Origin of the sequence: Trichococcus palustris, from assembly GCF_900114465.1 — a bacterium.
GTDB lineage: Bacteria > Bacillota > Bacilli > Lactobacillales > Aerococcaceae > Trichococcus > Trichococcus palustris.
This window is the reverse complement of sequence record NZ_FOTD01000013.1, coordinates 45634-67747: the sequence shown is the minus strand read 5'-3', so window position 1 is coordinate 67747 and position 22114 is coordinate 45634. Positions and strand designations below refer to the sequence as shown.

Genomic DNA, 22114 nt, shown 5'->3' with positions numbered 1-22114 from the left:
GCAGGCTCAAAATAACAGACGCTTTCAAAAAAATTGACTAATATTGCTTTCCCCTCGGAATGTTTGACTCAAAAAAGGTAGTAAATGTTTTCATTTTCTGCTAAAATAAACTTGTTGTAAAGGTTTATATTCCAAGGTATAAAGGTTTTACAAACAAAAGAAAACAATGGATTCCAAGGAGGCAACATTAATGAGTCGTTTAGTAAGTATGACAGATATGTTAAACAAAGCTTTGGCTGGGAAATATGCTGTAGGACAATTCAATATCAACAACTTAGAATGGACACAAGCCGTATTAGAAGCTGCTCAAGCAGAAAACTCACCAGTTATCTTAGGTGTTTCTGAAGGCGCTGCTAAATACATGGGTGGGCATTTAGTTGTTGCAGCAATGACTAATGCTTTATTAGAAACTATGAATATCACTGTTCCTGTAGCATTGCATTTAGACCACGGTACAAGCTTTGAAAACTGTAAAGCTGCTATCGATGCTGGTTATTCATCTGTAATGATCGATAAATCACATTATTCTATCGACGAAAACATTGCGCAAACTAAATTAGTAGTAGAATATGCTAAGTCTAAAGGTGCTTCTGTTGAAGCTGAAGTAGGAACTGTCGGCGGTACGGAAGATGGCATCACTGGAGGAATCCAATACGCTAACCCAGCTGAATGCTTACGCATGACAACTGAGTCAGGCATCGATGCATTAGCTGCTGCGTTAGGTTCTGTTCATGGCCCTTACTCAGGCGAACCTGTCTTAGGTTTTGCAGAGATGAAAGAAATTTCCGAATTGACACACAAACCATTGGTATTGCATGGCGGTTCAGGAATTCCAGAACATCAAATCAAAAAAGCTATCGAGTTCGGACATTCAAAAATCAACGTTAACACTGAATGCCAACAAGTATGGACAGCTGCTGTAAGAGAAACATTAGCAGCAGACGCTAACGTTTACGATCCTCGTAAAGTTATCGGACCTGGTAAAGCTGCTATCGTTGCTTTAGTTAAACAAAGAATGCAAGTTTTTGGCTCAAGCCAAAAAGCTTAATCTAAAAAATTAAACTTTAAGGAGGTCTGGGACAAAGGTCCCGGGCCTCCTTTTCTAGTTAGAGAAGCATCATGCTTCGCGAGTCGGCTTAAAAATGTGGATAGAGGGGACGTCGCAAGGATTTTCTTGCAAAAAGCCGCTATCTTGTCAAGGCGTGTTGTGTCCTGGCGGAGCAGACGCGCGAAGTTTTTTATTGATGCCATGCGGCACATTTTTTGAAACGATTTTCATGCTTGGTTGCTTTTCTTTGTATTTCTGAGTTTTTTAAATATCATGGATAGAGGGCAGGAAAACAGTTTACCTTCTGGCGAAAAGCAAGCTTCAGTATCAACGAGGTGAAATGGGACGCTCTTCGACTACCGTTATTCCTATAAAATTGAGAAATATACGGAATACGAACATTTATTCAATAAAAACTAGTAAAGCATGCTCTATTTTTGTTAAAATTAGAGTTAGCAGAACCATGTCTTCTGTCGCTGTTAAAAATGTGAATCCAGTTCCATTGCGGAGATATACTTGTGAAGCAAGTTGTCGAGGCGAAAGCCGCTATTTATTTGAGGGCGGGACAAAAATCTGTTAGACTTCTGTACATAATGCCAGAGGGATTTTTGAATATAACAAAGGGCATGACAAAACGGCAACGGTCCGGTTTTTTGGACCGCGTTTAAGCGAAAACGTTCTTATGATGCACGAAGGCGAGGGCTTTGTCCTGGCTTCTACTATATATAAAGTGAGGATATTTTATGAAAAAGTTAGTAATAGAAGGGAACAAACCACTAAACGGTGAAATCACAATCAGTGGAGCTAAAAATAGTACGGTCGCCTTGATTCCCGCTGCAATCTTAGCGGATTCGCCGGTTGTTTTGGAAGGCATTCCGAATATACAAGATGTACATTCCTTGATCGGAATCCTGCGCGATTTCAATGTGGCCGTATCTTTCGAAGAAGACGAAGGGATCATCACGATTGACCCTACCAACATGATTTCCATCCCGATGCCTAACGGTAAAATCACCAGTCTGCGTGCTTCTTATTACTTTATGGGTGCCATCCTTTCGAAATTCGGCAAAGGCGTCATCGGATTGCCGGGCGGCTGCTTTTTGGGGCCAAGACCGATCGACCAGCATATCAAAGGCTTTGAAGCGTTGGGTGCCACCGTGCGCAATGAAATGGGCGCCATCTATTTGACTTCCCCAGAAGAAGGCTTGCAAGGGGGACGCATCTATCTGGACGTCGTTTCGATCGGTGCGACCATCAACATCATTCTTGCAGCAGTAAAAGCGAAGGGCAAGACCGTCATCGAAAATGTGGCGAAAGAACCGGAAATCATCGATGTCTGCACGTTATTGAACAACATGGGTGCCAAAATCCGGGGAGCGGGTACAGACATCATCCGCATCGAAGGCGTCGAAACACTCCACGGCTGCAGGCATACCGTGATTCCCGACAGGATCGAAGCGGGGACCTATCTGGCTGCAGCTGCGGCAATGGGGGAACGCGTACTCGTGAAAAATGTCATTGTGGAGCATATCGAAAGTCTGATCGCTAAAATGGAAGAGATGGGCGTGGATATGGAAATCGGAGAGGACAGCATCCTCGTCAAAAAATCCGACAACTTAAAAATGGTCCACATCAAAACATTGCCTTATCCCGGTTTTGCGACCGATCTGCAACAACCACTTACGCCGCTGCTGTTGAAAGCCAGCGGAGACGGTACCATCATCGATACGATCTATCCAAAGCGCGTCAATCATATCCCGGAACTGCGCAGAATGGGCGCGAACGCTAAAGTGGAGAGCGATATGATTTTCATGCAGGGACCAAACAAATTGACCGGCGCGGAAGTGACAGCCAGCGATTTGCGAGCGGGGGCCTGCCTGGTCATTGCCGGTTTGATGGCTGAAGGTACGACAACCATTTCGGGCGTGGAGTACATCCTGCGCGGATACGATCATATCGTCGAAAAACTGACGGCACTAGGTGCGGATATTCGGATGATTGAAGAAGACTGATCAAGAATGTGAAGACAAAGTTGTTGGCCCAAGGCACTTTCAAAGAAGGCAAGAGCATCTTTGGAAGTGCCTTGGGAATTTAACCGGGTAAATTCAGTTTCGGATTGTTTGCCGAAAAAGTAAGAAATACCGGAGAGGAAGGTGAAATCGTTTGGAAGATATGCTTACCTTGCAAGAACTTGAGAGCAAGACATTGAAAGAAATCTATGCACATGCCAAAGAATTAAAGATTCCCTACTATAGCCAGATGAACAAGAAAGAATTGTCATTAGCCGTTATCCGTGCGCAAGAAGAGAAACAGGGATTCTTTATGACGGAGGGCATTTTAGATATCGTTTCGCAAGAAGGATTCGGATTCTTGCGACCGATCAACTATTCGCCAAGTCAGGAAGACATTTATATATCAACCTCCCAGATACGGAGATTCGATTTACGCAACGGGGATAAAGTGGCAGGGAAAGCCAGACCGCCAAAGCCGTCGGAGCGCTATTACGGCCTGATGCAGGTGGCGAGCGTCAACGGCAGGAAGCCGGAAGAAGCGAAAGACCGCTCCCATTTCCCGGGTCTGACGCCCATCTATCCTGATAAACAAATCAAGTTGGAGACGTCGCGGGAAAGCGTCACAGCCCGCATGATTGATCTCTTTGCACCGATCGGGTTCGGACAGCGGGGGCTGATTGTGGCTCCGCCAAAAGCAGGGAAAACAGAATTGTTAAAAGAGATTGCCAATGGTATTTCAACGAATTATCCCGATGTGGAATTGATCATGCTTTTGATCGATGAGCGCCCCGAAGAGGTGACGGATATCGAACGCAGCGTCAAAGGGGATGTGGTATCATCCACGTTCGATCAGCAGCCCTCCAACCATGTCCGTGTAACGGAATTGGTTTTGGAACGGGCGATGCGCTTGGTGGAAGACAAACGGGATGTCGTGATTTTGATGGACAGCTTGACCCGTTTGGCGCGTGCCTATAACCTGGTGATTCCGCCGAGTGGACGGACCTTAAGCGGGGGGATCGATCCGGCCGCCTTTTATCGGCCGAAACGCTTCTTTGGTGCAGCGAGAAATATCGAAGACGGTGGCAGCCTGACGATCATCGCAACGGCGCTGGTGGACACCGGAAGCAGAATGGATGAAGTCATCTATGAGGAATTCAAGGGGACAGGCAACCTGGAACTTGTCCTTTCCAGGGACTTGGCTGAACGCCGTATTTTCCCTGCGATCGACATCAAAAAATCCGGAACACGCCGGGAAGAATTGCTTATGGATGCGAAAAAATTGGAAAGCGTCTATAAAGTCCGTCGTGGCATGCGCGGCGACTCGCTGGAATACACCGAGAGCTTCATCAAGCAAGTGCGTACGACAGAGGACAACGAAGCTTTGTTCCATCGCCTTTCTTTGCTGAAGTAGGCCTGTTGCGCAGCGGAATCTAGTCTGCTTCGTCCGTTTTGAGCAAATCATGGGCTTTTTTGAGAAGAAGCCGGTATACTTGGGGCTACGAAAACTGACAGACGGAGGGAATGCAACATGTTGAACAGAGGAAACTACGAAGAAGACATAAAAGAATTCATTGAAATTACGGCTGAAGAATTGGAAGAGAAACTTGCCTCCGGGGAAGAAGCGATCGTTTATATCGGAAAACCGGTTTGTCCGTATTGCCGCAAATTTGTTCCGAAATTGGATAATGTCCGCAAGGAACAAGGGTTGACCATCCACTATGTGAATAGCCAAGATACGCCGACGAATCCGGCGCTGCAAAGCATCCGCGCCAAGATGGGCGTGGCGCTTGTCCCATCAATGGTGACGGTCGACGGGCCCGGCCGATTCACAAACCTCAACATCGACAGCAGCACATCTGAAGAAGAGCTGATAGCTGTTTTAAGGAAATAACAGCTGCGATGATGAGGATATGCCGAAAAACAGCGGACCGAATGCGAACGCAGCAGTATTTTTTATTTTTGCATTGCAATCTGCAGAAGTGCATGGTATTATCTTAATGTTAAAAAGGAATACCATGTGGTATATCTTTGATTACAAAATGAAAACTCTGGCTTAGGAAATAATCCAGGGCAAAAGGAGCGAAAGAGACATGAAACAAGAAATCCATCCAAATTACCAAACGGTTGTATTCATGGATACAACTACAGGCTTCAAATTCTTATCTGGTTCAACTAAAGGCTCAAGCGAAACAGTTGAATGGGAAGATGGCAACACTTACCCAATGATCCGTGTAGAAATTTCTTCAGATTCACACCCATTCTATACTGGTCGTCAAAAATTCACGCAAGCCGATGGCCGTGTGGACCGCTTCAACAAAAAATATGGCTACAAAAACAAAGAAGAACAAGAATAATCTTCTATTTGTATTTGCAATCTCTGGGATCAGACCTGAAAAGGTCTGGTCTTTTTTTGGATAAATTCAGGGCTATCTCATTTCGAGACAGCCCTTCTATTTTCATATTCCTAAGCCAGATCATTCAGGGATGTTCCATTCGGAAATCCCGGTATTGCTTGCGCGTCGTGTTGGGGTCAATTTGTCGAAAGCTCTTCCTGCATTCGGAGATCTCACCCTGTGCTGGGCTTTTAGTTGTTGTCTGGGGAGCGCGACGGTTATTCCGTAGGGACCGCGCAATCTTACGTATCCCTCACAATGTCTCGAAATGAGACAGCCCCGTCTTCCCTTAGCCTTCAGACAGTTCCTTTTCCAAGGACTTCGCAGTAGCGACGATGCTTTCCTCCGCATCGGCCAAAAAGACGGCCAGCAGTTTCTGGGCTGAAGCGGGCAGTTGTGCCCGGAAATAAAGGATCTGCATTTCCAATGCTTCGATTGCAGCCCTACGGTAGGCGCTGTCCGCGTGTTTTGAAAAGTATTTCAGCCAACGGAAATACCACTCCTTATCGCCATCATCTTCAAAATGCAAAAATAATTCCTGCAATTGGCTTGCATCAGCCAAAAGGAAGGCATGCTCCCCTTCTGTGTGGGTCAGCTGGGTTTCTTCCGAAACGGCGATGGATGCCGCAGTCAGCAAACCCAGAAATTGATTGAAATCGGAGGCGACGAGCTGCCAGTTATCCGTTTCGATATCGATGTACCGGATGCTGGGCTCGCCGGACGGGGACAATTTTGAATAGTCGAAAGCGAAAAGCTGATTCCCGTTTGCGCTGAAGAAGATGAAGTAATCGGGAAGATCCGCACGATCGGGCAAGGTCTGTTGATAATAGAGGCCCGTTTCCGGCTCGTCGTGCAATCCGAAAATATAGTGGACGGAGGCATAGTCGATGCCGTCGGATGTAGGCTCTTCGGTAGGTATCCGTGAAGCCTGCAAATAACCGCCGTTTTGTTCCTGCAGCAGCTGAAGATAGGCTTTTGGTAGGTCGATAGCTTTCGCTGTTCCGGAAATGGGTGTATCTTTCCAAATGATTGGAAGTTGTTTTCTGTCATGCTGTTGAATGAAATACATGGGAACACCTCGTTTGAAATTATTGACTATAGGGTAGCACGAAAACGGCCCAGAAGATAGCGAAAGGCAAGGTCTTGCCGTTTTTCGAGAAGGGCTATTTTTTTACAAAAGCGCTTCACTCTTCTATAATGGGAAATGTAAAGAAAGATGTATCTCTGGCAAGCATGTGAGAAGGAGTGACAGAAATGGGATGGATTAGCGGTATTATTGTCGTGGCAGCAATCATCGGTGTCATGTGGGTATCTCTCTATAACGCATTGGTTAAGAACAAACTTTGGGTTACGGAAGCCTGGAGTCAGATTGACGTGCAGCTGAAGCGTCGTAACGATTTGATCCCGAACATGATAGAAACGGTGAAAGGCTATGCCAAGTACGAACAGGAAACATTGACGAAAGTCATCAGCCTGCGGAATATGATTGCGGATATGGGTTCGGAGGATCCGGCGAAGAAAATGGAACTGTCCAATCAGTTATCCAGCCAATTGAAGACCGTTTTTGCGTTGGCGGAAGCTTATCCTGATCTGAAAGCGAACCAGAATTTCTTGGCGCTGCAGGAAGAGTTGTCGGCAACCGAAAACAAAATCGCCTACGCCAGACAATTGTATAATTCAAGTGTAACCCAATACAACATCAAATTGGGCACATTCCCAAGCAATATTGTGGCCAACATCCACAATTTCCGCCCCGAAGTCGTTTTGGCTACACCGGAAGGCGAAAAATCAGTGCCGAAAGTTACGTTTTAGTCGCTATGAAAATGCATGGAAAGTTGGTGAGTACCTTTGCTCCATCAACAAATTGAGAGGAATAAACAACGCACCGTCCTGATTGTGTTCTTGTTCTTTGCTTTATTCGCGGGATTGGGGGCAGCTATCGGCTACTTGAATTGGAATGATGCCCTTTCCGGTGTCGTGATTGCCCTGGTGGTAGGGGCGGCCTATGTCGCCATCATGGTTGCGCAATCGACCAAGGTGGTCATGAGTCTGAATAACGCAAGGGAAATTACCGATAAGGCGCAGTATCCGATGCTATGGAACATTGTGGAGGAACTGACGATCGTCACCCGGTTGCCGTTCCCCAGAATATTCATCATTGAAGATGAAAGCCCCAATGCCTTTGCCGCAGGCAATTCACCGGAAAAAGCTTCGGTTGCGGTGACGACCGGACTACTGAAACAGTTGAACAGGGAGGAATTAAGCGGTGTCTTGGCGCATGAATTTGCCCATATCCGAAATTACGACATCCGCTTATCCACCATCGCCTTGGCTATTGCCGGCTTGATCGCCTTTTTGGCTCAGTTCAGCACACGCATGATGTTTTGGGGCGGCGGGGGCAGAAGGCGGAGCAAGAATGACAACAGTGGCGGTTTGGGGATCATCCTGCTCGTTCTATCCTTGTTGATCCTATTGCTGTCGCCTTTCGTGGCAACCATCATCAGGCTGGCGCTGTCCCGGAACAGGGAATATTTGGCCGATGCCACAGCGGTGGAGTTCACCCGTAATCCGCAAGGGCTCATTTCGGCGTTGCGGAAAATATCTTCGAGCAAGCCGATGGAAGAAGCGAACAACGCCAGTGCATCATTGTATATCGTGAATCCTTTTAAACGGGTGAAGGAAGGGGAGGCGGAAGAACGCGATGGGTTCATGTCCACGCACCCTTCCACAACGAATCGAATCAAACGATTGGAAGCTATGTGAATAGCTTCCTTTTTTTCGTATATTTATAACAAAAGTGCTTGTAAATTTCCGTCATTCAAAATGAAAGCACTTTCTTTTGTATTTAGTGAAAAATTAATGACGAAAAAGGTGAATTTCCTTTGTAAAAGATACGGATTTGTAATAATATTAACATGGTACTGATACCTGTATAGAAGATGGAAGTAGTAGAATTAAAAATGAAAGATATTTTGAGAAGGGGGGGATCATTCGTGGCTGATGAAATGCTGTATGTCCACTATGAGACAGTAAGCAATTATGTATTAAGCAAAGGGATTGCTGTAAAGGATGACACAAAGTTGGTCCGTAAAGTTCCTGAAAATCTGCTGCTGATCGATGGCAGAAAAAATATAGGAACATTCGATAGTCATACAGGCTTTCAAATTATTAAAGGCCAAGATAATGTCAAGGCATTCTTTCAAAACGGAATCGACAAGCCTACTGCGTTTGGAAAATGGATTGATTTTGTGAATGTAGAGATGCTGCATCTCCTTACCCCGATTGAAATCTCTGAAATTTTATATATTGCACATGCCCACACGCATCTGCACTCACCATTCTATTACAAATTACAAAACAACTACATCTATTTAACGCTGCCGAATGGATTCACGAAAATGTATTACCGTTACCTGGACCAGTTTCATGATCTGTTTGCAGAAGCGATAACGGAGCGTATGGTTGAAAAAATAAACCAAAAGAAACGTTTCTTCCAAAAGGACAAATTCATCAAGCCTTTCCCAGTGGAGAGCGTAAAAGAATTCATACCCATTTTTAAAGAGGGGGCAGTCATCTCCTTCAAACAAATGCGTTTCGATAACGGATTGTATTTCATCCCGCTGTTTATTGCGGAGGACCGTTATGCAAGCGTAGGGAGTTATTTCAACGAAAAAGATTCAGTCGGAACAATCATATACGATTGCGGACATGATGAATGGAAATTCCAAATAGATTTTGAGTAGAAGCCTGAGCCTGTTCTTGGGCTTTTGTCATGCACAAGGAAAAACACTGCAGCCGCAAGCGTCCGAATACGTTAACGGCACAGTGCGGGTCTAAGGCGCCGATTGCTGAAGCCGCAAGAATCCTCACGATTCATTCGTTGTTTTGAGTTGATCCGGTTGGTGATATGGTTTGCTTTGCTTAAAAAGCTTTTTAGGTGAAATGCATATGTGGTACAATAACAAAAGTAGTTATCAAAAAATTCGGAGGATTTCTCTATGAAAATTTATTTGATTTATGGCGGGAAGAGCGCTGAGCACGACATCTCAATCCTGACAGCACATTCAATTATAAAAGCAATCTATTTCAACTATTATGAAGTGGTGCCTGTGTACATCACCAAGGCGGGCAACTGGATTCAAGGAGCTTCGTTGTCCGAACCGGTGGCATTTTCAGAAAACCTGTATTTGAAAGAAGGCTCTGAGAAAGTGTTTGCTGATACTCAGGATGGGCAATCCTATGGGAAAGCCATTTCGCCAGCAGAGATTAAGGACGAGGATGCCGTTATTTTCCCGGTGTTGCATGGTCCGAACGGCGAAGACGGAACTGTCCAAGGGTTGTTTGAAGTATTGAATATGCCGTATGTAGGTTGCGGTGTTTTGGCGAGCGCGAGCGGTATGGATAAGATCGTCAGCAAGCATTTGTTCCAACAAGCGGGTTTGCCGCAAGTTCCGTATGTCCCTGTTACACGGAACGATTGGAAAAATGATCGCGAAAAAATATTTGTTCAATGTGAAGGAAGCCTTATTTATCCGATGTATGTGAAACCGGCAAATATGGGTTCGAGCGTGGGTATCTCAAAAGCAACCGACCTTGAAGAATTGACGGCAGCGATTGAAACGGCATTCCGTTATGACCGCCGTGTCGTGGTTGAACAAGGAATCGAAGCGCGTGAAATCGAAATCGCCGTATTGGGCAATGACGATGTTCATACATCCGTTCCTGGGGAAATCGTGAAAACAAAAGATTTCTATGACTATGAAGAAAAATATGGCAACGCGGAAGTGTTGCTGCAAATACCGGCCGCATTACCGGAAGAAATCACCGCGAAATTACAAGAATATGCTACGACAGCATTTCGGGCGCTTGACGGCAGTGGTCTAAGCAGATGCGATTTCTTTGTGACAAAGAACAACGAAATCTATATCAATGAAATAAATACATTGCCTGGTTTCACTTCCCGCAGCATGTATCCGTTGCTTTGGGAGTATACCGGGTTAAAATATAGCGATCTAGTGGAAGAGTTGATCCAGTTAGCTCTGAAACGCCACACTGAAAAATTAGCCTATCAAAATATAGACTGAACAACGAAAGACCGTGCTTTTCCCTATTCGACAGCAGATGCAATCGATTGAAATTTGCTGTCGCATGGGGAATGGGGACGGCTTTTCTTGTTGACAGCTAGTAAGCATAAATTATTTAAATGTAAGAAGCGCATCATTGCGGATGTTTTGCGGATTCTTAACCTGTTTCGCGCCATCACATGATGTCTAGCGGTCCAAGCCTGCCGCTCGGAAACGAAAGATGAAGGAACCTCTTGGCTCTATGAGCCAAGACATACTGTTCGACTAACTTGCTGACGCAGGAAGTCTCTCAGCAATTGCGCGGTTTGCTCATTTGCGCGGTAGTCTTAGGAATTCATTCCTTAGACTACCAGTACAAGGCGACTGCAAGGAGCGTTGCGTCCTTTAAATTTCTGTCGAGGCAGAGCGGGCTTGTCCCGCTTTTCTTAACAAAAGGAAATGAGGAAATAAATGTGAAACCATTACGTATTATTGATGTTGTAAAAGCGGTCGGAGCTATTGATTACACCTCAGCCAACCGTTTTGCTGAAATCGACTCCGTTGTCTTTGATTCCCGGAAAGCAAAACCGAACAGCCTTTTTGTACCGTTGAAAGGGGAAAGCGACGGACATGACTACGTCCAATCCGCCATCCAGAACGGAGCGACGGCAACCCTGTGGAGCAGACCGGCGGGAGAAGCGCCGGAAGAGATCGCCGTCATCCTTGTGGACGATACTTTGGAAGCCTTGCAGAACCTCGCGAAGGCCTATTTGGAGATGATTCACCCTAAGGTCGTGGCGGTCACCGGAAGCAACGGCAAAACAACAACGAAAGACATGACGGCAGCGGTATTGTCGGCCCGTTACCGCGTGCATAAAACACAAGGGAATTACAACAATGAAATCGGCGTTCCGATGACCATCTTGGCAATGCCGGAGGACACCGAAGTGTTGGTGGTCGAAATGGGCATGAGCGATTTTGGTGAAATCAGCTTCCTGAGCCGCATGGCAAAACCGGATGTCGCAATCATCACCATGATAGGGGACAGCCATCTGGAGTTTTTGGGAACCCGTAGCGGCATAGCGAAAGCCAAACTGGAAATCCTGGAAGGCTTGAAAGCGGAAGGTACATTCATCTATCCCGCAGATGAACCGCTCATCCGTGAAACAATGCCGATGGATGGCGCCTACCGCAAAATGACGTTCGGGTTGGATGAGACGGCAACGCTCTATGCCTATGCAGTTGAACCCGGAAAAAACCGTACGACCTTCAAAGTGAACCGGGATGACTCGCTGGAGTTGGAAATTCCGGTGTTGGGCGCTTACAACGTCCGGAATGCCTTGGCCGCACTTGCTGCAGCAGAGGTGCTCGGCATGGCTGTTGCTGAAGTGAAGGATGCGTTGGCGAGTTTTCAGCTGACCGCCAACCGTACCCAATGGGTGGAAGGCGTAAACGGAGCACAAATCTTGAATGATGCCTACAATGCCAGTCCGACCTCCGTGACGGCGGTGCTGCGCTCTTTTGCTGCGCTCCCTAGGGAAGGTAGAAGGATTGTCGTTTTGGGGGATCTTCGTGAATTGGGTGAGAATTCTGCGGCCCTGCATGCAGGCCTTGCAGCGGAGCTGTCTCCGGAAGATTTTGACAAAGTCTACCTATACGGAACGGAAATGGCCGCACTTTATGAAGCTTTGGAAAATAAATTTTCGGCGGATAATCTTTATCACTATGTTGGAGAAAAGGCTCCTTTGATCGGAAAGCTCCAATCAGATTTGCAGAAAGCGGATCAAGTGTTAATTAAATCCAGTTTTGGGACCGATTTGCTTTCAGTTGTAGCCGCTTTGCGTGTATAATGGATTCAAAAGGGAATTGTCTTTTTTCCTTAAGGGAGACAGGCTTTCCGGCCGGAACGCACATGTGCAGCCATCTGGATGACGCTTTTGACAAATGTTGTAATGTTGTTTATTCTCACGTGGTTTTCATTGGAAATATGCTTATATCAACGTTTTTTTGTAAAGAATTCCGATAATTGACAGAAAAATGGTTTGTAAATGTCGCCGGAACATGTTATTATTGCAATTGGTAAGAATAGAGAAATAAGAGGGTTTTTTCTGCGAAGTGCAGAATGTTTGATTTATCAAGCTTTCTATTCAAGGGATTAAGTAAAAAAGGTTTATCTTTTATTTATAAGATTATGAACCGTATATAGATACGGGTAAAAGAAAAGACTCTCTAAATTTTAGTTTCTCAAAATTAGGAGGAAACATGAAATTTTCAGAATTAGGTTTAGATCCAGTATTATTGCAGTCAATTGAGTCAATGGGGTTCGAAGAAGCAACACCCATCCAAGAGGAAACTATTCCTTTGGCGCTCAAAGGATTAGACGTTATCGGGCAAGCACAAACAGGTACTGGTAAAACAGCTGCTTTTGGATTGCCGATGTTGCAAAAAATCAACAACGAGAACAAAGTCATCCAAGGGATTGTTATCGCGCCAACGCGTGAATTAGCGATTCAAACACAAGAAGAACTTTATCGCTTAAGCAAAGACAAACGTGTAACTGTACAAGTGGTTTATGGTGGAGCAGATATCAACCGCCAAATTCGCGCTTTAAAGAACAAACCGCAAATTATTGTTGGGACACCAGGTCGTTTATTGGATCACATCAAACGCAAAACAATTCGTTTAGATCACATTGAAACACTAGTTTTGGATGAAGCGGACGAAATGTTGAACATGGGCTTCTTGGAAGACATCGAAAGCATTCTTAAAGAAACACCGTCTGAACGTCAAACCTTGTTGTTCTCAGCAACGATGCCTGACTCGATCAAAAAAATCGGTGTTAAGTTCATGCATGATCCAGAACACGTAAAGATCAAAGCATCTCACACTGCAGCTAACTTAATCGACCAATATTTCGTTAAATGTAAAGATTTCGAAAAATTCGATACAATGACTCGTTTGTTCGACGTACAAAATCCAGAATTGGCTATTGTATTCGGTCGTACAAAACGTCGCGTTGATGAATTGTCCAAAGGATTGGAACTACGTGGTTACCGCGCAGAAGGAATCCATGGCGATTTGACACAACAAAAACGTATGAGCGTATTGAATGCATTCAAAACCGGCGATTTGGACATCTTGGTAGCGACTGACGTTGCTGCGCGTGGATTGGATATATCCGGGGTTACACACGTATACAACTATGATATCCCTCAAGATCCAGAAAGCTATGTTCACCGTATCGGCCGTACTGGTCGTGCCGGTAAAGAAGGTATGTCCGTGACTTTCGTTACACCAAACGAAATGGACTACTTGCGTACGATTGAAAACTTAACCAAAAAACCAATCACGCCATTACAACCACCAAGTGACGAAGAAGCTTTCCGTGGCCAAGTGAAATCAGCTATGGACGAAGTGGAATCATTGGTGAAAGAAACAGAAACAGACAAATACAAACGTGCAGCTGTTCGTTTGCTTGAAGAACACACTGCAGAAGATTTGGTTGCTGCATTCTTGAAGAGCCTTTCTAAAGATGCTACCGATGTCCCTGTTAAAATCACCCCAGAACGCCCATTACCTTCAAGAAAAGGCAAAGGCGGCGGCGGTTATAAAGGCAAAGGCGGCGGTACCGGCGGCGGCTACAAAGGAAATCGCAGTTCTTCCGACAGACGTGGCGGCGAACGCGGTGGCGAACGTGGCGCAAGCAGAGGCCGTTCAGGTTCAGGTTCAGCTGAAGGCGGCAAACCTCGTTCAGGCGGAAAACGTTATGACGACAAACGTGGTGGCGGCAGTGCGGGCGCTCCTAAAAAAAGCAGCCACAGCTTCACTATCCACAATAAAAACGACTAATTTTTAATGAAACGAACTCTCCCACCGCTGGCTTCCGCTGACGGTTGGAGAGTTTTTTTGATTTCGGATGAAAAATAGGATTGTTTTTGGTAAAATAAGAACAATGCATCAAGAATGGGTGGGTGATGAGGAATGATATTTGGTATAGGGTTAGACGTGACGGAATTGGATCGCATCACCAAGGCATATGAACGACGCAATGGCTTTGCGGAACGCGTGTTGACGGAAACGGAGTTGGCGCTATTTCACGAGCTTAGGGGGAACCGTCAAATGGAATTTTTGGCAGGGCGTTACGCAGCCAAAGAAGCCTTCTCAAAAGCGTATGGAACAGGCATCGGGAAACTGACTTTCCATGACGTCGAAGTTTTGCCGGGAGCGCATCGCAAACCGGAAATAACGAAGTCCCCATTTGAGGGGAATTGTTTTGTATCCATCACACACTCCAGCAATTTCATTGCCGCGCAAGTTATTTTAGAAAAGTAAAGGGGCCTTCAAAATGGCAGTAGGAAATCACCGTCCCACGATAGAAACCGTAGATTTAGGAGCAATCAAGTGGAACGTTCAACAAATTAGACAGGCAATCACGCCGGGTAAAAAGATTTTTGCGGTGGTGAAAGCCGATGCATATGGTCTGGGGGCCATTCCGGTTGCGAAAGCAGCGAAAGAGGCAGGGGTTGACGGCTTTTGCGTAGCTGTTTTGGATGAAGCGCTGGAATTGCGTGAACAGGGGATGCCGGAAGAATTCATTTTAGTGATGGGGCCTACGGAACCGGAAGACGCGGCATTGATAGCCGACCAATCCATCAGTGTAGCTGTGTCATCCATCGAGTGGTTGAAAGAAGCGCTCGCTTATCTGGAAGGCAGGAAGACGAAAAAGCCTATCCGCGTGCATTTGGCTACCGATACCGGCATGGGCCGCATCGGGTTGCGCACGGTCGAAGAGGTGCAGGCGTTCGAAGGCTATATCGAAAATCAGGGTGATTTCATTTTTGAAGGGATCTTTACCCATTTCGCCACAGCTGACGGGGAAGATCCCACGCAAGTGGATAAGCAGTTGGCGTATTTTCAAGAGCTAGTAGGCTGTTTGAAGAAACGCCCGCCCATTGTGCATCTCGCCAATTCGGCTATCACGCTCTGGCATGAATCGTTCCAAACCGATGCCATCCGATTGGGGATCGCCATGTATGGCTACAATCCGTCCGATACGGTGCTGGATCTTCCTTTTGCACTGAAGCCTTCCGTGCAATTGGATACGAAAATCAGCTTCGTTAAGCAAATGCACGAGGGAGATACGATTGCCTACGGGGCGCGCTACCGTGCCTATGAAGGGGAGTGGATCGCTACATTGCCGATCGGCTATGCCGATGGTTGGCGCCGGGATCTGCGGCATCAAACGGTCATTGTGGATGGCCAACGTTGCCCGATACGCGGGGTGATCTGCATGGATCAATGCATGATCAGTTTGCCGAAAGAATACCCCATCGGAACGAAGGCGACCCTGTTGGGAAAGAATGGGGGCATCGTCAACAATCCTTCCGAAATGGCGGTTGAAATCGATACGATCGGCTATGAAATTTTAACGGGGATCAATCAGCGTGTGCCCAGGAAATATCTTTCCTGATAGAAACGTCAGTTCTCAAACGGGAGTTTGGATCTGACGTTTTTTTGCTGTCCGTGCGGATGGAACAGATGCTGCAGAATGAAATTAAAATGATAATTGAGGGCTTCTTATTTTCAAAGTCCAGCGGGTATGGTAAACTGATTTGGCTTCTGAAAAAGACGTGGTTCGTCTACCATCCCACGTAAAAAAACTAGGAGGAACAATTATGAATACAAGAAAAATGGTTATCAATACAATCATTGCGGCTTTATATGTCGCGATGACGGGGATCTTTGCGTTTATGTCTTTTGGTGCAATCCAATTCCGTGTTTCGGAGATGCTGAACCACTTGGTGGGGTATAACAAGAACTATAAGTACGGCGTTTTGGCAGGTGTTTTCATCGCAAATTTAATGTTTTCCACGTTGGGAGCTTGGGATTTGGTGTTCGGATTTGGCCAAACGTTGCTTTCGTTCATCATTTTGGAGAAATTATTCAAGCCGGATGACTCCGAAATGAAACGCATGATGATGACTGCGGTGGTATTTACAGCGACGATGGTACTGGTGGCGATCGAATTATATCTCGTGTTGGATTTGCCGTTCTGGTTCAGTTTTGTGACGGCTGCCTTCGGGGAAGCTGTGGTTATGGTTGTATCGGCACCGTTGATGAAATACTTGAATAAAATCATCAATTTTGCGGAAAAAATGGCATAGGCCAAGTTTCTGCAGATCTGGATAATAAGCGTTAGGCAAGGAAGAGGAGTTTTGCTGAAGAAGCAGAATTTCTCTTCCTTTTTTTGCGTTGGAGGGCTGGTGATGGAGCTTGGCATGATGGGTCTGAGGGAAGGTTCCGCGATTTCCGGCTGAAGATATATTGCCTATTTTATTTCCTTAGCCCATGCCGTTATGCAAATCGATGCGTGTTGTTTGTATAAAAAAGTTATAGCAAAATGCAACTATCGTAATCATGCGACTGGAATCGGATAAAACTGAATATAAAATCAATTAAATCGTCGTCTTTTCATGAAAGCGCAATAATATCCCTTCACGAATAGAATCTTTTTCAAAAACAAAGATTGTGAATTTTGTGCATTCGTATATAACTAAAGAGAACGCAATAAAATGGATTTTTATGGAAAAACTTTCAATTTCAAAAAAAGTGAAATTTTAAATATTTTTCAGGGATAAAATTTTTTTGTAAGGAAAATGCCTTCTGTGTAAAGGCTTGTCTGGTTGACATGTCGGGCGAATCCTCTATAATGAATGATGTTGGTTCAGGCTCGTTACGAGAATGGATCTGTATAAATGTCGTTTTTCTGTTTTTTTCTTTGGCGGCTGCCTGAAAAAGGAGCGCGAAAATGAAAATAAGCATGTGAATAATGTCTCTTAATTATGATTAGTATTTTCGGTATAGTTCAATATGGTTATCTTTTGGGTACGTGTATTTTCTGTATTGGGATATATTTAATTATAGGGAGGCGGATTTTTCAAAACGGCACAAAAAATATATTATTGTGGGGAGCGTTTTATTTTGTCGAAAAAATATTTGCGGATTATCATTGCCGGTATGCTATTGATGCTTGGTTTAGGGGTTCCAATCAATGGTCTGGCGTCGTTTTTCAAACCTGTAACAGAAGCAACCGGATTCTCAGTTTCTCAATTTAGTTTGGTGGGCAGTTTCCTTAATTTGACGGGTATTGTGGCGGTTCCTTTAGTTACAAAATTTTTGCTGCCTAAAATTGGCTTGCGTAAAACAGCCATCCTGGGAGGCATTTTCGGAGCTTTAGGGTTCTTCCTGTTAGCCAACGGTAAATCCTTGCTTTCATTCTACTCGGCGGCAGTCGTCATCGGATTATTCATGATGTCATCAACTGCTATCGTTGCTGTAACGCTTGTGAATAATTGGTTCCGCAAAAGCCATGGTTTGGTGATGGGGCTTGTTGCTGCCACAATCGGCTTAAGCACCGCCATCACGAGTGCGGTTGTTCCTGCTTTCATCCAAAATTATGGTTGGGAAAAAGGTTTCTTATTATTGGGCGGCATGTACGCTGTTGCTTTGTTCTTGGGGGCCTTCCTGTTGATTGAAAAGCCTTCTGATGTCGGCATGTTGCCTTATGGCGTGACGAAAGAATCGATTGCTACAGAAGCGGATGATGCTTCGACGGTTGTCATTAAGCACAAAGATACGGATATGACCTATGCGCAAGCATTGCGTTCTCCGGTTTTCTATTTATTGGCCTTGTCATTCGTGTGTTTTGCAATGATTTCTACATTCACGCAACAAATTCCGATATTCTTTACGACGAAAGGCGCTAGCGCTGTTCAAGCCGGTATGATTTTGTCGATCGCGTCCATCGTCATGATTGCTTCTAAAATCGTCATGGGCATCGCCAGCGACAAACTGGGTGCAACGAAAGCATTCTACATCTTCACGACAGTCTATATCCTTGCATTCTGCATCTTTGCTGCAACAGATAACGTCACTTTCTTAATCGGCGGGGCGATGATCTATGCAGTCAGTACAGGTGTTCCTGCTGTAATGAACCAATTAGTGACATTTGACGTATTAGGGAAAAAAGAGTTCACTGCTATTTGGGGGATCTTGTCGACAGCGAGCAGCCTTGGTATGGCTATTGGCGGTCCGCTGCTGGGTTACTTCTATGACGCAACCGGCAGTTATAACGCTACAATCATCGTCAGCATCGTCTTCATGGTTGTTTGTTTAGCTTCCTTCTTCTTCGCTGTAACGCTAAGAAACCGTGGGCTTAAAAAAGGCTTAACAGATAAGGGAAATCAAAAATTGTCATATGAATGAGAATTGAAAAAGATGCTCTCCTAACCGAGAGCATCTTTTTTGTTGGGCATTTTTTGAATCTATGTGGAACAAGGTTGAGATGGGGTGTTTTTGCGCACGGTTTTCTTTGCTAGGATATTTCCGGTTCTTTCATTATAATGGAGAAGTGCAATCAAATTTAAGGAGTGTTCAAATTATGGAAATATATTCTATCACAGTCGGACCGATCCAGGAAAACTGCTATTTTTTAATCGGAAACCACGAGAACGATACAATCATTTTTGATCCGGGTGCGCAAGCCGAGGACATCATTGAGATTGTCGAAGAGAATCAGCTGCACCCTATCGCAATCGTTTTGACCCATGCTCACTATGACCATATCGGGGCGCTGGAGGCTATTCGCGAAAAATATGGCGTGCCTGTCTATCAAAATCCTATCGAGAAAGAATGGCTGTTGGATCCGAAATTAAACGGTTCTGCAAACAACCCGAATGTGCCGGATGTGAAGCTGTCCAAACCGGCCGATGTTTTCTTCGAGGAAATGGGACCGTATCAAATCGGGGAGTTCTCATTTGAAATGCAACATATTCCCGGGCATTCGCCGGGCAGCACGGTCTTTATTTTCCGTGAAAACGGCTTTGCGGTTGTAGGGGACGTCATCTTTAAGGGGAGCGTCGGACGCAGCGATTTGCCGGGCGGAAGCCATGCCACTTTGATCGAAGGGATCAAAAAATATATCGTGACCTTGCCGGAAGAAACCGTCCTGTTCCCTGGGCATGGGGATGCCACGACTGTCGGATCGGAGATTTTTTCGAACCCATTCCTGAACGGAATCGAGCGTTAGGCCAACCGAAGAAATACCATCAAACAGATAAACAAAAACGAGACCCGAAATTGACGGCCTCGTTTTTGTTTTAAGTTAAAAGTCTGCTTGGAGATTTTCAATCTCGGTGACGCGATAATCTTTCCTTTCCAATGCCCGGACAATTGTATCGAGTATCGGTTTTGACGTTCCTGCAGGCAAAGTGACCAAAACCCGTCGTAAAGCATCTTCTCGGTTGATGTCCAGTGAAATGCAGCTGGCGATGGAGGAATGTTTGTTGATGATCTTCGTGATGTTGTAGAGGTCCCCTTTTTGACCCGGTGCGATGACGGTCAGGACATAACTGCCGACGTCGATGCTCCACGATTGGGCCAACATATTCAACAAAGCATTGTGGGTCAGGATGCCGTAGAAAGTCATATCTGTATTTAAAACCGTAATGTAAGGTAATTCTTTGATCGTAAAGAACACTTTGAAGAAAGAGCTGTCTATTGAAATGAATTTAGTCGCGTTTTTCAGCAAATGCGTAACCGGTAAGGACATGTCGCCGCCGTTCGCTTTATGACGATAGATATGCATCTTATAGATATTCCCTCTAAAAATCGTTTCCGTTTCATCCAAGATGGGTACGCAACGATAACCGGAATCTTCAAGGATATCGATAGCCTCCTGAAGAGTAGCGGATTCTTTTATGATAGTCAGCTCTCTTTTTGGGATGGCCAATGATCGAATAAGCATATAGTTTTTCCCTCCTGAAAAAATAGATAGACGAAGTTGTCTAATGTGATAATAACATTAAAAAAGAAAAAATCAATGCCAAAAAATGGATGCTAATAAAAACTTAAATACTGAATAACACAAAGTATAAAGCCTTTTCAAACGTTTTGCGGGAGGGCTTGGAAATTAAAATGAAATGAGGGTTCGCGGCGCGGACATAGCCGGACATGCCTTCTGAAATCCTTTGTTCAGGCAGCTTGCCGCAGCAGGCTGCCGGGGCGTCCACGAAAAATCACTTGATTTTTATCTAATAGTTCCCTATATTAAATACTATAGAATGGAACGCAGTCTACTCTTTTCGAAATTTCAGCGAATGGAGAGCGAACGTTCTTGGAAACAGCCATTTAGAAAAAGGAGAAATCATTTTATGAACCCAGACCCCGCGGACCCGACGTTGTTATCAAAAATATTACTTATCGCCTTACTTACGGCAATCAATGCTTTTTTTGCGACCGCAGAGTTGGCATTTGTATCGATTAACCGGTCCAAAATTGAGAAACAGGCAAAAGAAGGAGATAATAAGGCGAAGCGAGTATTACGAATGCTGGAAAATCCGGATGATTTCTTGGCAACTATTCAAGTTGCCATCACTTTGGCAGGATTCTTCAGCAGTGCATCCGCATCTTCCAATTTTGTCCAGTACCTGCATCCGCTGTTAGGCAATGTAGCAGGCGGCACTACAATCGCGATGATCATCATTACCATCATCCTATCCTATTTCACGCTTGTTTTTGGGGAACTCTATCCAAAACAAGTTGCGCTGCAAATGCCGGAAGCCATTGCCCGATTCACTGCAGGCCCGATCGTCGTCGTCAAAACGGTTTTTAAACCGTTCGTCTGGCTCTTGTCTTTTTCGACAGGCATTCTGAAGAAGTTGACGCCGATTGAATTTACGCGTGAAGAAGAGAAGCTGACGCGTGATGAAATGAAGGCTATCCTGGCAAGAAGCCGGGGGGAGGGCGTCATTGATCCATCCGAATTTACGATGATGCAAGGGGTATTGTCTTTGGATACGAAGCTTGCCCGTGAATTGATGGTGCCGCGTACGGATACACTGATGATGGATCTGGATGATGATTTGGAGTATAACATCGCGTTGGTGCTGAACAGCCAATTTTCACGGATTCCTGTTTATGAAGAGGATAAGGACAATATCATCGGTGTTTTACATATGAAGAACGTCTTGAAAGCATCCAAGGAAATCGGGTTTGACAAAATTGATTTCCGTAAATTGGTGAATACCACTTTATTTGTACCTTCCACCATCTACATCGACGATTTGTTGGTGGAATTTCGGAAAAAACACACGCATATGGCCATCATCAAAGATGAGTACGGTGGTGTGGAAGGAATCGTTACTTTGGAAGACTTGTTGGAAGAAATTGTGGGAGACATCGAGGATGAATACGATGAAATCTATCGTTTATCCAAAAAAATAGATGATGACAATTATCTCGTGAATGGACGCATGCCGCTCGAAAAATTCAACCAGCTCTTCAAAACTGCTATCGAGTCCGAGGAAGTGGATACGATTGCCGGTTATATAATAGAAGAAATCGGCTACTTCCCTGAGGACGAAGAAAAAGTGACGATCAGGGTGAAGGATTACCTGCTGACAACCACACATGTGGAAAGTGGAAGAATCCGCGGAATCCACGTTACGCGGGATCCCGTGGAAGAAGAATTGACAGTAACGGACGAATGATGGGGAAAGTGCGGTAAAACGCTTTTTAGAGCGCAACCGCACAGGATGT

Annotated in this window: 19 protein-coding genes and 1 riboswitch; of the genes, 17 read left to right on the top strand and 2 right to left on the bottom strand. The window is 45.1% G+C overall.

The genetic code is table 11. From position 1 onward, the window contains the following. Window positions 1–190 precede the first annotated feature (190 nt). From fba to BM101_RS09510, 5 genes are all read left to right on the top strand, one after another. Window positions 191–1048 carry a class II fructose-1,6-bisphosphate aldolase gene (fba, locus tag BM101_RS09530; protein ID WP_087032241.1) on the top strand — a complete coding sequence of 286 codons (858 nt, stop codon included), beginning with the start codon at window positions 191–193 and terminating at the stop codon, window positions 1046–1048. 743 nt (window positions 1049–1791) lie between these two features. Then, on the top strand, window positions 1792–3060 hold the full coding sequence (locus BM101_RS09525; RefSeq protein WP_087032243.1) for a UDP-N-acetylglucosamine 1-carboxyvinyltransferase: 1269 nt from the start codon (window positions 1792–1794) through the stop codon (window positions 3058–3060). A gap of 151 nt (window positions 3061–3211) precedes the next feature. Continuing rightward, on the top strand, window positions 3212–4471 hold the full coding sequence (gene rho, locus BM101_RS09520) for a transcription termination factor Rho (protein WP_087032245.1): 1260 nt from the start codon (window positions 3212–3214) through the stop codon (window positions 4469–4471). Between the two features lie 117 nt (window positions 4472–4588). Beyond that, complete coding sequence (gene traF, locus BM101_RS09515) at window positions 4589–4951, top strand: conjugal transfer protein TraF (protein ID WP_087032247.1); 363 nt, start codon at window positions 4589–4591, stop codon at window positions 4949–4951. Between the two features lie 199 nt (window positions 4952–5150). Continuing rightward, window positions 5151–5414 (top strand): type B 50S ribosomal protein L31, encoded by a 264-nt coding sequence (locus tag BM101_RS09510; RefSeq protein WP_087032249.1) that lies wholly within the window; start codon window positions 5151–5153, stop codon window positions 5412–5414. Between the two features lie 328 nt (window positions 5415–5742). Here the strand turns inward: BM101_RS09510 and BM101_RS09505 are convergent, their stop codons facing one another. After that, entirely contained in the window at window positions 5743–6522 is a 780-nt protein-coding gene (locus tag BM101_RS09505; protein ID WP_087032251.1) for an SMI1/KNR4 family protein, read from the bottom strand. Between the two features lie 185 nt (window positions 6523–6707). Here BM101_RS09505 and BM101_RS09500 point away from each other — a divergent pair, with 185 nt between their 5' ends. From BM101_RS09500 to BM101_RS09445, 11 genes are all read left to right on the top strand, one after another. Further along, window positions 6708–7265, top strand: a complete 558-nt coding sequence (locus BM101_RS09500) for a LemA family protein (RefSeq protein WP_087032253.1) — start codon at window positions 6708–6710, stop codon at window positions 7263–7265. A 36-nt stretch (window positions 7266–7301) separates the two neighbouring features. Then, complete coding sequence (htpX, locus tag BM101_RS09495; RefSeq protein WP_087032255.1) at window positions 7302–8216, top strand: zinc metalloprotease HtpX; 915 nt, start codon at window positions 7302–7304, stop codon at window positions 8214–8216. A gap of 230 nt (window positions 8217–8446) precedes the next feature. Then, window positions 8447–9196 (top strand): hypothetical protein, encoded by a 750-nt coding sequence (locus BM101_RS09490; protein ID WP_087032258.1) that lies wholly within the window; start codon window positions 8447–8449, stop codon window positions 9194–9196. A 255-nt stretch (window positions 9197–9451) separates the two neighbouring features. Further along, window positions 9452–10537, top strand: coding sequence for a D-alanine--D-alanine ligase (locus tag BM101_RS09485; RefSeq protein ID WP_087032259.1), 1086 nt, complete (start codon window positions 9452–9454; stop codon window positions 10535–10537). Window positions 10538–10989: 452 nt separating this feature from the next. Then, the gene (locus BM101_RS09480) at window positions 10990–12366 is read left to right on the top strand and encodes a UDP-N-acetylmuramoyl-tripeptide--D-alanyl-D-alanine ligase (RefSeq protein WP_087033003.1); all 1377 of its coding nucleotides are present in this window, start codon (window positions 10990–10992) and stop codon (window positions 12364–12366) included. A gap of 412 nt (window positions 12367–12778) precedes the next feature. Continuing rightward, window positions 12779–14365, top strand: coding sequence for a DEAD/DEAH box helicase (locus tag BM101_RS09475; protein ID WP_087032261.1), 1587 nt, complete (start codon window positions 12779–12781; stop codon window positions 14363–14365). 132 nt (window positions 14366–14497) lie between these two features. Beyond that, window positions 14498–14848, top strand: a complete 351-nt coding sequence (acpS, locus tag BM101_RS09470) for a holo-ACP synthase (protein WP_087032263.1) — start codon at window positions 14498–14500, stop codon at window positions 14846–14848. Between the two features lie 13 nt (window positions 14849–14861). After that, window positions 14862–15986 (top strand): alanine racemase, encoded by a 1125-nt coding sequence (gene alr / locus BM101_RS09465; protein ID WP_087032265.1) that lies wholly within the window; start codon window positions 14862–14864, stop codon window positions 15984–15986. 154 nt (window positions 15987–16140) lie between these two features. Continuing rightward, window positions 16141–16186, top strand: a riboswitch (PreQ1 riboswitch). 5 nt (window positions 16187–16191) lie between these two features. Then, window positions 16192–16680, top strand: coding sequence for a QueT transporter family protein (locus BM101_RS09460; protein WP_087032267.1), 489 nt, complete (start codon window positions 16192–16194; stop codon window positions 16678–16680). Between the two features lie 817 nt (window positions 16681–17497). Further along, window positions 17498–18781, top strand: coding sequence for an MFS transporter (locus BM101_RS09450; RefSeq protein WP_087032270.1), 1284 nt, complete (start codon window positions 17498–17500; stop codon window positions 18779–18781). Between the two features lie 175 nt (window positions 18782–18956). Further along, window positions 18957–19604: an MBL fold metallo-hydrolase gene (locus BM101_RS09445; RefSeq protein ID WP_087032272.1), complete on the top strand. Its 648-nt coding sequence runs from the start codon at window positions 18957–18959 to the stop codon at window positions 19602–19604. A 75-nt stretch (window positions 19605–19679) separates the two neighbouring features. Here the strand turns inward: BM101_RS09445 and cbpA are convergent, their stop codons facing one another. Continuing rightward, window positions 19680–20321 carry a cyclic di-AMP binding protein CbpA gene (gene cbpA, locus BM101_RS09440; protein WP_087032274.1) on the bottom strand — a complete coding sequence of 214 codons (642 nt, stop codon included), beginning with the start codon at window positions 20319–20321 and terminating at the stop codon, window positions 19680–19682. A gap of 406 nt (window positions 20322–20727) precedes the next feature. On the opposite strand from cbpA, the gene BM101_RS09435 reads away from it, so the two are divergent. Continuing rightward, window positions 20728–22065, top strand: coding sequence for a hemolysin family protein (locus tag BM101_RS09435; RefSeq protein WP_087032275.1), 1338 nt, complete (start codon window positions 20728–20730; stop codon window positions 22063–22065). Window positions 22066–22114: the final 49 nt, after the last annotated feature.